At 52.4% G+C, this 13,454-nt stretch carries 12 protein-coding genes; 3 read left to right on the top strand and 9 right to left on the bottom strand.

From position 1 onward, the window contains the following. Nucleotides 1-169: 169 nt before the first annotated feature. On the bottom strand, nt 170-1,228 hold the full coding sequence (gene dinB / locus J1784_RS04585) for a DNA polymerase IV (RefSeq protein WP_217148215.1): 1,059 nt from the start codon (nt 1,226-1,228) through the stop codon (nt 170-172). 281 nt (nt 1,229-1,509) lie between these two features. Between dinB and dpaA the strand changes: the two genes are divergently transcribed. After that, a complete protein-coding gene (gene dpaA / locus J1784_RS04590; protein WP_217148216.1) occupies nt 1,510-2,235 on the top strand; it encodes a peptidoglycan meso-diaminopimelic acid protein amidase in 726 nt (241 codons plus the stop codon). Here dpaA and J1784_RS04595 read toward each other — a convergent pair. Together J1784_RS04595 and lpcA are read right to left on the bottom strand one after the other, a co-directional pair. Next, nucleotides 2,206-2,973, bottom strand: coding sequence for a class II glutamine amidotransferase (locus J1784_RS04595; protein WP_217148217.1), 768 nt, complete (start codon nt 2,971-2,973; stop codon nt 2,206-2,208). The genes dpaA and J1784_RS04595 overlap by 30 nt on opposite strands. A 141-nt stretch (nt 2,974-3,114) precedes the next feature. Next, nucleotides 3,115-3,693, bottom strand: coding sequence for a D-sedoheptulose 7-phosphate isomerase (lpcA, locus tag J1784_RS04600; protein ID WP_217148218.1), 579 nt, complete (start codon nt 3,691-3,693; stop codon nt 3,115-3,117). Between the two features lie 269 nt (nt 3,694-3,962). On the opposite strand from lpcA, the gene fadE reads away from it, so the two are divergent. Continuing rightward, nucleotides 3,963-6,431, top strand: a complete 2,469-nt coding sequence (gene fadE / locus J1784_RS04605) for an acyl-CoA dehydrogenase FadE (protein WP_217148219.1) — start codon at nt 3,963-3,965, stop codon at nt 6,429-6,431. A gap of 201 nt (nt 6,432-6,632) precedes the next feature. On the opposite strand, the gene J1784_RS04610 is transcribed toward fadE, so the two are convergent. The 3 genes from J1784_RS04610 to mtnK form a co-directional block, all read right to left on the bottom strand. Further along, entirely contained in the window at nt 6,633-8,030 is a 1,398-nt protein-coding gene (locus J1784_RS04610; protein ID WP_217148220.1) for a carbohydrate porin, read from the bottom strand. 295 nt (nt 8,031-8,325) lie between these two features. After that, nucleotides 8,326-8,796, bottom strand: coding sequence for a YehS family protein (locus tag J1784_RS04615; RefSeq protein WP_120507371.1), 471 nt, complete (start codon nt 8,794-8,796; stop codon nt 8,326-8,328). Between the two features lie 94 nt (nt 8,797-8,890). Next, on the bottom strand, nt 8,891-10,090 hold the full coding sequence (gene mtnK / locus J1784_RS04620) for an S-methyl-5-thioribose kinase (RefSeq protein WP_217148221.1): 1,200 nt from the start codon (nt 10,088-10,090) through the stop codon (nt 8,891-8,893). A 116-nt stretch (nt 10,091-10,206) separates the two neighbouring features. Between mtnK and mtnA the strand changes: the two genes are divergently transcribed. Further along, entirely contained in the window at nt 10,207-11,238 is a 1,032-nt protein-coding gene (gene mtnA, locus J1784_RS04625; RefSeq protein WP_217148222.1) for an S-methyl-5-thioribose-1-phosphate isomerase, read from the top strand. 286 nt (nt 11,239-11,524) lie between these two features. Here mtnA and J1784_RS04630 read toward each other — a convergent pair whose 3' ends face one another. Genes J1784_RS04630 through J1784_RS04640 form a run of 3 tightly spaced genes read right to left on the bottom strand, consistent with a single transcriptional unit; the run spans nt 11,525 to nt 13,379 of the window. After that, the gene (locus J1784_RS04630) at nt 11,525-12,070 is read right to left on the bottom strand and encodes a 1,2-dihydroxy-3-keto-5-methylthiopentene dioxygenase (RefSeq protein WP_217148223.1); all 546 of its coding nucleotides are present in this window, start codon (nt 12,068-12,070) and stop codon (nt 11,525-11,527) included. Between the two features lie 11 nt (nt 12,071-12,081). Then, nucleotides 12,082-12,768 (bottom strand): acireductone synthase, encoded by a 687-nt coding sequence (gene mtnC / locus J1784_RS04635; RefSeq protein ID WP_217148224.1) that lies wholly within the window; start codon nt 12,766-12,768, stop codon nt 12,082-12,084. Then, nucleotides 12,765-13,379 (bottom strand): methylthioribulose 1-phosphate dehydratase, encoded by a 615-nt coding sequence (locus tag J1784_RS04640; RefSeq protein ID WP_217148225.1) that lies wholly within the window; start codon nt 13,377-13,379, stop codon nt 12,765-12,767. Before J1784_RS04640 ends, mtnC begins: the two co-directional genes overlap by 4 nt. Nucleotides 13,380-13,454 lie beyond the last annotated feature (75 nt).

Consider the following 13,454-nt stretch of genomic DNA (forward strand, 5'->3'; position numbering starts at 1 on the left):
TGTATCACAAAAGGCTTTAGCCTTTTGAACAGCACTTGTGCTGGCCCCAAAGGGGCGAGGCTTTGCCGAGTAACGCGGCAACTGAGTAAATCCCCGGGAGCATACACAAGTATGTGACCGGGGTTTGCGAAGGCAGCCAACGCAGAGACAGTTTGAAGGATGACGGGGATTATTCCCAGGGAAGAAGAAGTTGCCGCTCTATCTGCGGATCCTGCAACGTCACATGTAAGCCCACCAGCCTGACTCCCCTTCCGCCGCGCCGTTGTTCCCAGGTATCACGCGCGACTTTCAGTAAATCTTCTTTATTCAGCACCGGCCAGACGTGTTCCTGCGTGGTCTGCTGGAAATCGTGGAATTTGAGTTTTACGCCCTGCCGCGCAATGCGCAGATCCGGGCTGACGCGGCTTAAGCGCGTTTGCAATTCGGGATATAAACGTTCAATTAGTGCCACGCATTCTTCCCAGCTGTGGATGTCTTCCGCCAGCGTCCGTTCCACACCGACCGATTTACGCAACCGCTCGGGAGAAATCTCACGCTCGTCGATCCCCTGACAACGTTCCCACAAGACGCGGCCAAACTTACCGAAACGCTTGAGCAGTTTAGCCAGATCATAACGCTGCACATCGCCGCAGGTGATCAGCCCCTGCTCCTGCAAACGCTGGGCGGTGACTTTACCGACGCCGGGGATTTTACTCAGCGGAAGATCCTGCAAAAACGTATCGACCTTGTCCGGCGTAATCACAAACTGGCCGTTGGGTTTGTTCAGGTCTGAGGCTATTTTTGCCAGGAATTTGATCGGCGCAATGCCCGCAGAAGCGGTGAGATTGATTTCATCGAAAATGGCCTGACGAATTTCAGCGGCAATCAAAGTGGCGGAACCGTTGCATTGGGTGGCGTCGGAAACATCCAGATATGCTTCGTCGAGTGACAGCGGTTCGATCAATGGCGTATAACGCGCGAAGATTTCACGAATGTGGTTGGAGGCTTCTTTATACGCTTCCATTCTGCCGGGAATGACTTTCAGATGCGGGCAAAGTTTCAGGGCCATTCCGGTGGGCATAGCACTGTGAACACCGAATTTGCGCGCGGGATAATTGGCGGTGCTGATGACACCACGGCGGTCACGACTGCCACCGATGGCAATAGGAATGTCGCGCAGGGAAGGATCATCGCGCATCTCGACGGCCGCGAAAAAGCAGTCCATATCCACGTGAATGATTTTACGCATAGCCCTCCCCTAATAACTGTATAAGTATACAGTTGAATGGCGTAATATCAAACACAGAAAATATCGGTTAATTTCGCTTAATTAATCACCAGGAATGGCATTGGAATAGTTTTACAATTCAAAGCCGCATAAATGATTAGTTGGTGATTGCTAAAAAATTAATCAGTATTAATATGGCATCGTTTCAGACAGGCAGTAGATAAGAAGAAAATCAGTGGCGGTCTTACAGGCAGTTCAGCTGTAGACAAAATAATCAGAAATATTACCAAGCAGGATTTAGAATGATCAGAATCGCGCTGTTTCTTGCGATGCTCCTCAGTTTGCCTTTATTTACAGCAAATTACGCCGTGGCCAGCGATGCTGTTCCGGTCAACGCCGCACTTAAAAAACAATTATTGGGTGCGCCCGTTTATATCCAGATTTTCAAACAAGAACGTAAACTCGAATTGTATGCACAGCTCGACGGAGAATTTCGTCTGATCGGCAGTTATGGCATCTGCGATTTTTCCGGCGGTTTGGGAAATAAACGTCGCGAAGGCGATTTTAAAAGCCCGGAAGGTTTCTATAACGTGGATATTCACCACCTGAAACCCGACAGTCGCTTTTACCGCGCCATTAACATCGGCTTCCCGAACGCTTACGACATCTCGCAGGGTTATTCAGGTAAGTATCTGATGATCCACGGTAACTGTAAGTCTATTGGTTGCTATGCAATGACCGACGGTTATATGGACGAAATCTTTACCTATGTGCAGGCCGCGTTCCAGTTCGGACAGCGTAATCTGCAAATCAGTATTTATCCGTTCAAAATGACCGATGCCAACATGAAGGCGCACAAAAACTCAAGCTATTACAGCTTCTGGAGCCAGTTGCAGCCGGGATATGCGTACTTTGAAAAACACCATCAGCCACCGAATGTCGTGGTGAGTGATGGTAAATATGAAGTGTTGCAGCCGTTGTCTAACACCCCGCTGTCTTCACAGCTGGCGTTCGCCCCGATGAAATAATGCGAACTCACCTGGGGCGATCTTGTTCCAGGTTTCGTTTGCCGTCAGCGGTTGCGTGGCAATCACGGTGACGACATCGTTCGGTGTCGTCTGCTGCTGAAAATCAATTTCCACATCCTGATCCAACAACGTTGCCTTTCCGAAAGGCGCCCGCCGCGTGATCCAGTGCAAATTCGTCGAGCAGTACGCCATCACGAAATTGCCGTCCGACAGCAACATATTAAACACCCCTTTCTGCCTTAACTCTTCAGCCAGCGACGCAATATAGCGAAACACAGGCGGCCAGCTTGCAGGGCGGCGCGGATAACGTTGCGTGAGTTTGTGCAGCAACCAGCAAAAAGCGTATTCGCTGTCGGTCTGACCGACCGGTCGCAGCGTGCCGGTATCCAGCTGGCGGTAACCGCGAAGCTGGCCGTTGTGCGCGTAAGTCCAGTTGCGTCCCCACAGTTCGCGGGTAAACGGATGGGTATTTTCCAGTGCCACTTCGCCACGATTTGCCTGGCGAATATGGGAAATCACGGCGCAGGATTTGATCGGATATTCCTGAACAAGGCGGGCAATGGGCGAATTAAAACTTGGCGTCGGATCCTTAAAAGTACGACAGCCATTACCTTCATAAAAGGTAATGCCCCAGCCGTCTTTATGCGGGCCTGTCCCGCCTCCGCGCTGCACTAATCCGCTGAAACTGAAGCAAATATCAGTAGGAACGTTAGCGCTCATCCCGAGCAACTCGCACATCACCAGCCTCCTTATTATTATTTTAATAATGCGCAGCACTAAGGTAAGACAAGGCGGAATCTGGCGAAGAAGCGGAGTTTACACAGAGTAAATGAGCATTCTGAGCCAGATTTCAACGCCGCATTACCAACGTGTGGCGAATTATTTTGCCATTTCTTTTTCGATTAAGAGAATCAGGATATGAATGACTTTAATATGAATTTCCTGCACGCGGTCTGCGAAACCAAAGTGCGGAACGCGGATTTCCACGTCGGCTGAGCCGTCCATTTTGCCGCCGTCTTTACCGGTCAGGGTAATGACTTTCATGCCTTTGGCACGCGCCGCTTCGATAGCTTTGATCACGTTACCGGAATTACCGGAAGTGGAGATACCCAGCAGAACGTCGCCTTTCTGGCCAACCGCTTCCAGATAGCGGGAGAAAATGTAGTCGTAACCGAAATCGTTGCCGACACATGAGATGTGGCTGACGTCAGAAATGGCAATCGCCGGGTAGCCCGGACGGTTTTCGCGGTAACGGCCTGTCAGTTCTTCCGCGAAATGCATGGCGTCACAGTGTGAACCGCCGTTACCGCAGGAAATCACTTTCCCACCCGCTTTGAATGAATCAGCCAGCAGCACGGCTGCACGTTGAATAGACTCAATATTTGCCGGATCGCTGATGAATTTATTCAGCGTGTCAGCAGCTTCGTTCAGTTCAGTACGGATAATATCCTGGTACATAGCAGCCTCTTTTATGTCCATTTGCAGCCGGTTTCAGCACGGCCGATAGCAATAAAACGTTCCGCTGAGCAGTTTAACGGAAAGCCGAAACAGCGAGAAGCAATGAAGCGGTAATGATTCCGATAGTTTCGGTTTTTGACGCTTCGTGCGACCGGTTTGTGAGCTGTGTTGTAATTAGTATGTAAACACATTGATAAAGAAATGAGCATGAACTAAAACCATTGTATCCCTACAACAGGTCAGACCTCCTACTACTCAGGAGCTTTACTATGATGGTTCTTAGCATTGTTGCATTTGTCGTGATCCTTGGTGCGTTGTTCTACCACAAGGTCAACCTTCTCCTCAGCAGCCTGATTTTACTGGCGTTTACGGCTGCGATGGGTGTCATTCATCTGTGGACGCTGTGGCTTTTACTGCCGCTGGCAATCATTTTGCTGCCGTTCAATGTGCCCGCCCTGCGCCGCGCATTGTTCTCAGCCCCTGCCCTGCGCACCTTCCGCAAAGTGATGCCTGCAATGTCGCGCACTGAAAAAGAAGCGATTGAAGCCGGGACCACCTGGTGGGAAGGCGATCTGTTTGGCGGTAAGCCGGACTGGAAAAAATTGCAGGATTATCCTGAACAACGCCTGACCGAAGAAGAGCAGCGCTTTATCGATGGTCCGGTGGAAGAAGCTTGCCGCATGGCGAATGACTTCCAGATTACTCATGAGCTGGCCGATTTGCCGCCGGAACTGTGGGCGTATCTGAAAGAACACCGTTTCTTCGCGATGATCATTAAGAAAGAATATGGCGGCCTGGAATTCTCCGCTTACGCTCAGGCTCGTGTATTGCAGAAACTGGCCGGTGTGTCCGGTATTCTGGCCATCACCGTCGGCGTGCCAAACTCCCTCGGCCCTGGCGAGCTGCTGCAACATTACGGTACGGAAGAGCAGAAAGACCACTATCTGCCGCGTCTGGCCGAAGGTCTGGAAATCCCTTGTTTCGCCCTGACCAGCCCGGAAGCGGGTTCTGATGCCGGCGCAATTCCGGATTTCGGTATCGTCTGTAAAGGCCAATGGCAGGGGAAAGAAGTTCTCGGTATGCGACTGACCTGGAACAAGCGCTACATCACGCTGGCTCCTATCGCCACTGTGCTGGGTCTGGCGTTTAAACTGAAAGACCCCGACCACCTGCTTGGCAATGAAACTGAACTGGGCATAACCTGTGCGCTGATCCCGACCGACACTGCCGGTGTTGAAATTGGTCATCGTCACTTCCCGCTGAACGTGCCATTCCAGAACGGTCCGACGCGCGGCCACGATATTTTCGTGCCAATTGACTACATCATTGGCGGCCCGAAAATGGCCGGTCAGGGCTGGCGTATGCTGGTGGAATGTCTGTCCGTGGGTCGTGGTATTACCCTGCCGTCTAACTCAACGGGCAGCCTGAAATCTCTGGCGCTGGCGACCGGTGCATATGCCTATATCCGCCGTCAGTTCAAACTGCCTATCGGCAAAATGGAAGGTATCGAAGAACCGCTGGCGCGCATTGCTGGTAACGCTTATGTGATGGACGCCGCCGCAACGCTGATTACCAACGGCATTATGCTCGGCGAAAAACCGGCTGTGCTGTCGGCAATCGTGAAATATCACTGTACGCACCGCGGCCAGCGCGCCGTGATGGATGCGATGGATATCACCGGCGGTAAAGGCATTATGCTCGGTACCAGCAACTTCGTGGCCCGTTCTTATCAGGGCGCGCCGATTGCGATCACCGTGGAAGGGGCCAACATTCTGACCCGCAGCATGATCATCTTCGGACAGGGCGCAATCCGTTGCCATCCGTATGTTCTGCGTGAAATGGCGGCGGCGGAGAAAAACGATCTGGTTGATTTCGACCGTGCGCTGTTCGGACATATTGGCCACGTCGGCAGTAATAAAATGCGCAGCTTCTGGCTGGGTCTGACTGGCGGGCGCACCAGCGATACGCCGGTTAATGATCAAACCGCGCGTTACTATCAGCACATCAACCGCCTGAGCGCTAACCTGGCGCTGCTGTCTGATGTGTCGATGGGCGTGCTCGGCGGCAGTCTGAAACGTCGCGAACGTATTTCTGCCCGTCTCGGCGATATCCTCAGCCAGATGTATCTGGCGACGGCGACGCTGAAACGTTATGACGAAGAAGGCTGTCACGAAGCGGATTTACCGCTGGTTCACTGGGGCGTGCAGGATTGTCTGCATCAGGCTGAAGTAGCTATAGACGATTTGCTGCGTAACTTCCCGAACCGTTTCGTGGCAGGCGTGATGCGTCTGGTGATCTTCCCGCTGGGACTGTCTCATGCGGCGCCGTCTGACCGTCTGGATCACGAACTGGCACGTATTCTCCAACTGCCATCTGCGACCCGCAGTCGCATCGGTCGCGGTCAGTATCTGGAACCGAGCGAGCACAACCCGGTCGGACTGCTGGAAGAAGCGTTGCAGGACATTCTGGCCGCTGAACCGGTACATAAACGCCTGTGCGAAGCGATGGGCAAAAAACTCCCGTTCACCCGTCTGGATATTCTGGCGCAAAAGGGTCTGGATGCCGGTCATCTGAGTGCTGATGATGCGCGTATCCTGAGCCGTGCGGAAGAAAGCCGTCTGCGTTCCATTAATGTTGATGAGTTCGAACCGGATGCCCTGGCCGCACAAAAACCAAAAGCGGAGGAAGACAGCGCAAAAAAGGATGAGGCAAAAACCCGCCACACCGAAGCTGCCTGATTTAACCGTTAACCCATTAAAAAGCCTGAGTGTTTACGCACTCAGGCTTTTTGCTATTTGTGAAGACACATGCGTATTACCCTAAATAGTTCGTGCTGCAAAAAGGCGGCAAGCTCAGGAATCCCCGGGAGCTTAGATAACTAAGCGACCGGGGTGAGTGAGTACAGCCAACGCATTTGCGGTGCGAAATATGACGGGTAATCAGAAGAAGTATTTGAAGCGAACGCGCCCGCCGTATCTCTTCTCGTTACTGTCGTCATCTGAGTACGTTCTCTCGCCATCAAGCATTGACATGTAGGCACCGAGATAGACGTTGAAGTTCTTCATATCCATGACATTTGGGATGAGGTAGCTGGCATGGATGGTGTGAATATCGTAGCTGCCCGGTTCATTAAACCAGTCGTCTTTGTAATCTGACGCGCGCAGGCCATCAATACTGAAATCTTCGATTTTGTTATGCGCGTAGATGTAGCCCAGTTCGAGATTTTTCCACAGCACATTCGCTCCGACGGTAAAATCTTTTTCATCTGTCGCGTCCATATATGCGGTGCTGAGGTTAGTCACAATGCCGTTTTCCGGATCAGCTTTCTGCCCGTTCCAGGTCATGGTCATGCCGTAACCATTACGTTTGGACTGATCTATGGTGTTGCCCTGCGCATCTTTGTAGCCGTAAGCGTTGTCGACCACGTTGGTTTCCATTGCGGCGGCAACCGAATAGACATCCCCTTTCCAGGCAATAACCGGACGCAGATAAGCAACGTTTTTATCTTGTTCCAGATGATTACCGTGATAATTGCTGTCGGCGAACAGTGAGGTACCGTCTTCAAGCAGGGTATTGAGCTCAAAGTACCAGTTGCCGATGTTTTTGTTCAACAGGATGTTGCCGCCGCTGTTACTACGCCCGCGCCCTTCTTTCATCATGTAGACATATCCGTAACCGTCAGCGTACAAATCGTTGGCGGTATTACCTGAATATTCGATGAAGGTATCCTGATTAAGCGGGAACATATCGTAGGCTTCAAATCGCCCGACTTTCGCCATCCAGTCTTTTTCTTCACCGAAGAAGAAAGCCGCATCATCCACGCCCATAGAGCCATTTAAATTGGCGGTCGGCTGTACGGAGAAACCGGAGAACTGACCATTTTCATTGCGGCGATAACCATCAAGTCCGATTAATAAACGGCCATTCACATCCCAGCGTTCATTTGTGCCAGACTTCCAGTGTTTATTATCATTGGTGCGAATTGACGTTAATTGCCCGCTACGACTGGTTCCGTCGACGTTAAATTCTACATCGCCGTATAATTTCAAATTATCAAAACCATTCAGGGTTAAAACCTTGTCTTTCGATATTCCGTCAGTTTTTACTTCTACCGGTGCGGCTTGTTTCACACTGGCTATTTCCTGCTCGCGTTTCACATCCTGTTTTGTGAGCTGCTGAATTTGTTTCTCTGCCGATTCTGCGCGCGCTTCTGCCTGTTGAAGGCGCTGTTCGAGCAGTGCCATACGGGCCTCGAGACTGGCACTGGAACTTGCCGCCATCGCTGAACCAGATACAGCGATCCCCACTAATAAAGCCAGTGTTTTAATCTTTCTCATAATTTCAGATGTCCTTCCCAATAGAAAACAAACCCGCCGTTTTAAAATCAACGTCGTTGTTTTATTTTTATTAAAATAGTGCCCAGAGATTTCATAATGAGAATTGAAGATAGATTCATGCTTAATAAGCTGTCAAAAATAAACTGGCGAAACGTGAAGTAAAACTGTAATAACGAAATTTCATCCTCACAAAACTAATAAACGTAAAACGGGGCGCTTTTGTTAAAAGCACCCCGCTTATTATTCATCTCAAATATATTGCGCTAAAAATATTTATTCAGCGCATGTTGAGGGTTCAACCCTTTTTCGGGCGAACTTTAGCCGTCAGACCTTTGAGGAAGTAGCGCATCACCTGATCGCCGCACGGACGGTAGTTCTTGTGGCCTTCTTTACGGAAGAACGCGCTCAGTTCGCCTTCAGAGACTTTGAAGTCTGCCGCAGTCAGCACGGAAATCATGTCTTCGGTTTTCAGCTCGAACGCCACACGCAGTTTTTTCAGCATGATGTTGTTGGTCAGGCGCTTTTCCACTTCCGGTGCCGGGAAGCGATCGTCTTTGCCACGTTTGAAACTGATCAGGCCATTGAGGAAGTTCGCCATGACTTCGTCCGGCACTTCCATGTAGCCTTCTTCGTCTTCTTTTTTCAGGTAACGCGACATCACTTCAGGGCTGACAGGCGTACCGGTCGTTTTGAGGATCTCGATCAACTGGCCTTCGCTTAAATCCAACATGTAGCGCACGCTGCGCAAGACATGGTTATGCATCATAATTCTGTATTCCTGTTAAAAGTAAACCGAGGAAATGCCACCGGGTTTACCCCTACGCACCTCGAAGCCGGCATTATACAAGAATCTTACAGGATTAGCTGAACTGACGGATCCGCGCAATAAGTGACTCCACATCGCCGATTTGTTGTGCAGTCAGAATGAGTTTTTGTCCGAGGCTCAGCGCATGTCGCTGGCAATCGGCGCGCATTGCGGCATCTCTAATGGTATCGAGATCGGCAACATGCGCCAGCCCGATGGTCCGGCGGATCAACTCCGCGCCGCAGTAACCGACCGCATCGTGCCAGACTTCCTGCAAGAAAGCCTCTGCATAACCCGGCTCAGCCAGCGTCGGATCCTGTGATTTATCCCGCGCCAGTTGCAGGAAACGTTCCGAGAAACTCAGCCACAGTTCGCGCACATCTTTCAGACGCTGCTCGCGCCCGTCTGCCGCTTCCCGCACGCCGACCAGCCCCGGCAGGCCGCAGTAGTTGAGCAGCAGATTACCCATCGCGGAACCCGGATCAAATCCGACAGGACCGTAAAAGCCAAATTCCGCATCGATAGCTTTCAGTTTACCTTCGGCGACGAAAATTGAACCGCTGTGAATATCGCCATGCAGCAAAGCTTCGGCTTTGCTCAGGAAACGATGTTTGAGGGCAGCCACCGCCAGTCGCAGCGGTTTATCGGCTCGCAGCGCCCCGACTTCCGGCTGCAATATGGCGTCAAAGTTATTACGTTCGTGATCCATGTACGGATCGGTAAAGAACAGATCTTCGGTGATCTGACACAATTCAGGATTGGTGAAACGTGATACTTCCGCTTTTTTGGTCTGCGCGTTCTGGAAGAAATCCGAGGTATGGAACAGGGTCTGCGCCAGATATTCCCCCAGCTGGGCAGAAGCCTGCGGATAGTATTTCCCCTGCACCAGTTCGCTGCGCCAGATGTGATGATCCGACAAATCTTCCTGCACCATCACCGCCAGTTCAGCGTCATGATGCAAAACGGTGACGGTGTGCTGCGGGCAGTACTGACCGTGGATAATCAGGGTTTCGGCTTCGATGCGCGCACGGTCTAACGTCAGCGGCCAGGATTCTCCCACACAACGTACATAAGGCAGCGCCTGTTTAACAATCACCCGGCTTTTACCCGCAGTATCGCGGATCTTAAATACCAGATTCAGGTTTCCGTCACCGATTTCATCGGCGGTCACCAGGGATTGAGGATCTGCCACGCCGCCAAACTGACGGGCATATTCAACGGCATCGTTGGCGGTAAATGTGTAGTAGCGCGACATCCTGACCTCTCGAATTCTTTTTTAGCCTTTAAAGCGTTTAGACGTCTATACATCCGTTCAGCATGTTGGCAGAATAAGTGACCAGATGCAACCGGGCAACAAGGATTTAACCAATAATGCAAAGCCTCACAACCACCAGTTTACGTATTCGTGAAAACCAGCTGTGGATCCTCGATCAGCAAGCCCTGCCGCAACAATCTGACTGGCGCGAATGCCGCAATGTCAGCGAGCTGGTGGATCACATCCGCACCCTGCGTGTGCGTGGCGCGCCGTTGATTGGATTATCTGCCAGCCTGCTGCTGGCCCTGCTCGCCGAACGGGGAATGGCGCAGGATGAACTGCATCACGCGCTGGAAACGCTGCGCGCCTCGCGCCCGACCGCCGTGAATCTGATGAACAATCTCGATCGCATGAAAGCCGCATTGCAACAACACGATTACGTGAAGGCGTTAGTTGAAGAAGCATTGCGTCTGGTGGATGAAGACAAAGCATTGTGCGACAGCATTGCGACTCACGGTGCTGCGCTGGTGACGCCCGGCAGTCGCCTGCTGACACATTGCAACACCGGCGGGCTGGCAACGGCGGGTGTCGGTACAGCAATTGGTGTTATCCGTCGCGCCCATGAACAAGGCAATGTCGAACAGGTTTGGGTAGATGAAACCCGTCCGCTGTTACAGGGCGGACGCCTGACCGCGTGGGAACTCGGCGAGCTGGGTATTCCTTATCAGCTGATTTGCGATTCGATGGCGGCCAGCCTGATGGCACAAAAACGCGTCGATGCGATCTGGGTCGGTGCTGACCGCATTGCCGCCAACGGCGATGTCGCCAACAAAATCGGCACTTACAGTCTGGCGGTACTGGCGAAATATCACGGCATCCCGTTTTACGTCGCCGCACCGCATACCACGCACGATCCGCATTGTCCGAACGGTGCCGCGATCCCCATCGAACAGCGTGCAGCGAGCGAAGTCACCGGCGTTTCCGGCAGTTTTGGTTCCGTGCAATGGGCACCACTCAACGCGCAGGTTTATAACCCGGCGTTTGATGTCACACCTGCGGAGTTGATCAGCGGATGGGTGCTGGATGCGGGCGTGGTGACGCCGGATCAGGTTCGCGAAGGGATCTTCGCGGCATCCCTGAAGTCATAGCGCTGAGGCGCTGAACGCTTCGCAAACAGACGGTGAACGTTTCGGTTTCACAATTGCCGTGATCACTTATCGGGTTGCGCCGAAACCGCCCAAAGAAGGCAGTGCGAAGCACCTGGATTTGCGCCACTCACCAATGCACCAGAACATGTCCGTTGTGCCCGCGACAGCGCGCAGTGAAAAAAGCGCGGAGTCCAGAGGCCCGAGCGTTACCGGGTCTCTGGTCGGTGTGGGCCGACGCCGACGACCTTGAACTTGATTCAGATTTAAAGCCTTTCAAAGACGCCCCTTACTCCCCCATTCTCGGATACGCATCCGCAATCTTATCGCCGGTGAAATGCGCGACCCATCCTTCGGGATTATCGAACACGCGGATCGCGGTAAACGACGGGGATCCGCCCATATCAAACCAGTGACGGGTGTTGGCCGGTACGGAAATCAGATCGTTTTTCTCACACAGGATCTGGAAAATTTTGCCGTTCAGATGCAGACAGAAAAGCCCGGCGCCTTCGACGAAGAAACGTACTTCGTCTTCGCCGTGAGTATGTTCGGAAAGGAATTTGGTGCGCAGCACTTCGCGCTGTTCGTTGTCCGGACGCATGCTGATCACATCCCAGCTCTGATAGCCCTTCTCTTCGACCAGCTTGTCGATTTCATGCTGATAAGCGGCGATCACGTCCTGTGGCTGCGGGTTCGCGCCCAAATCACGGTCGGCCTGCCAGCGCTCAAAACGTACATCAATTTTGCTCAGTTCGGCGGCGATAGCGTCGCCGTCACGGCTTTCCCACACCGCGACGGAAGGATCCTGGTCACTAAAAATCGTCAATGCACTCATGGTCAACCCTCTTATAAGAATGTTTCTAAGGCTATCTGATCAAAACGATTAACTTGCAGGTGGCTGCTGAGTTCGTCAGCGTCATCACGGATCAGCTGACAGGTATGCCAGCCCGCTAAACGCGCGGCGTCCAGTTCCTGACGGATGTCCGATAAAAATAATAAATCCTGTGGCGGCAATATCAGTTGTTCTGCGATGTTCTGATACGACTCCGTTTCACGCTTGGCCCCGACGCGGGTATCAAAATACCCGCTGAACAGCGGCGTTAAATCACCGGCATCGCTGTAGCCAAACAGCAGTTTTTGCGCGTCCACCGAGCCGGAGGAATAGACGCAAAGTTGCAGGCCATCGGCTTTCCAGGTTTCCAGTTGCGGCGCGACATCGTCATAAAGATGTCCGCGAAAATCGCCGTTCTCATAACCGGTACGCCAGATAATGCCCTGCAATACTTTCAGCGACGTCGATTTCACATCGTTGTCCATGTAAGTAAAAAGCTGTTCGATCAGCGCTTCGACACTGGCCTGTGGCCGGTCTATTTCAGCGCGTAAAGCATCCAGCGCCGCAGCAACGTCCGGCTGGTCATGCTCATGACGTAAAAACTCGGCCAGACGCTGGCGTGCGTAAGGGAATAACACCTGGTGCACAAAACGGATATCCGTTGTTGTGCCTTCAATATCAGTGACGATGGCGCGGATCATTTGGCCTCCAGCAGGCGGCGTTGCAGTTCACACTGGAATAAGAATTCCAGCCCTTCCAGATGGCGGCGCGCTTCGGCCACATCCCGTCCCCAGCAGGTCAGCCCGTGGCCGCGCAGCAAAAAACCATACTGCAACGGCGTGTGCTCTGAAGACGCAATAATTTTCTGCGCCAGCGCAGGAATATCCTGGCTGTTGTCAAAAATCGGGATCACCACCTGATCGAGGTGCGAGGTCTGGCCGCTGAGCGATTTCTGCATCTCGTAGCCTTCCAGCACCAGCGCGCCGCTGCGCTCTACCCGCGATAACACGGTCGAATTGACCGAATGGGTATGCAGCACCGCGCCTGTTTCAGGATAGCGGGAATACAGCATTGTGTGCAGGCCGGTTTCCGCAGAAGGACGACGGCCGCTCGGCGCCAGCCCGCTTTCCAGTTCAACCAGCAGAAAATCTTCTGCGGTAAGTGATCCTTTGTCTTTCCCAGATTCGGTGATCAGACAATGGGCATCGCCTTCCCGGATGGACATATTGCCGCCCGTCGCCGGGCTCCAGCCCTTCTGACCAATCCAGTGACACGCCGCCAGCAGCGCGCCCAGTTGCAAATTTTCTGTCATCTTTATCCTGAAAAAACGGTGCGTTGAGGGACTGAGTTTGGGGTGAAATATGCAATATATAAAAAGCGTAGCGCC

It is taken from the genome of Rahnella ecdela, from assembly GCF_019049625.1.
In the GTDB taxonomy this organism is placed as follows: Bacteria; Pseudomonadota; Gammaproteobacteria; order Enterobacterales; family Enterobacteriaceae; genus Rahnella; species Rahnella ecdela.

Bases quoted from the DNA above. Each gene is read 5' to 3' on its own strand.
- dinB (WP_217148215.1), bottom strand. From the start codon at position 1,228: ATGCGTAAAATCATTCACGTGGATATGGACTGCTTTTTCGCGGCCGTC.
- dpaA (WP_217148216.1), top strand. From the start codon at position 1,510: ATGATCAGAATCGCGCTGTTTCTTGCGATGCTCCTCAGTTTGCCTTTA.
- J1784_RS04595 (WP_217148217.1), bottom strand. From the start codon at position 2,973: ATGTGCGAGTTGCTCGGGATGAGCGCTAACGTTCCTACTGATATTTGC.
- lpcA (WP_217148218.1), bottom strand. From the start codon at position 3,693: ATGTACCAGGATATTATCCGTACTGAACTGAACGAAGCTGCTGACACG.
- fadE (WP_217148219.1), top strand. From the start codon at position 3,963: ATGATGGTTCTTAGCATTGTTGCATTTGTCGTGATCCTTGGTGCGTTG.
- J1784_RS04610 (WP_217148220.1), bottom strand. From the start codon at position 8,030: ATGAGAAAGATTAAAACACTGGCTTTATTAGTGGGGATCGCTGTATCT.
- J1784_RS04615 (WP_120507371.1), bottom strand. From the start codon at position 8,796: ATGATGCATAACCATGTCTTGCGCAGCGTGCGCTACATGTTGGATTTA.
- mtnK (WP_217148221.1), bottom strand. From the start codon at position 10,090: ATGTCGCGCTACTACACATTTACCGCCAACGATGCCGTTGAATATGCC.
- mtnA (WP_217148222.1), top strand. From the start codon at position 10,207: ATGCAAAGCCTCACAACCACCAGTTTACGTATTCGTGAAAACCAGCTG.
- J1784_RS04630 (WP_217148223.1), bottom strand. From the start codon at position 12,070: ATGAGTGCATTGACGATTTTTAGTGACCAGGATCCTTCCGTCGCGGTG.
- mtnC (WP_217148224.1), bottom strand. From the start codon at position 12,768: ATGATCCGCGCCATCGTCACTGATATTGAAGGCACAACAACGGATATC.
- J1784_RS04640 (WP_217148225.1), bottom strand. From the start codon at position 13,379: ATGACAGAAAATTTGCAACTGGGCGCGCTGCTGGCGGCGTGTCACTGG.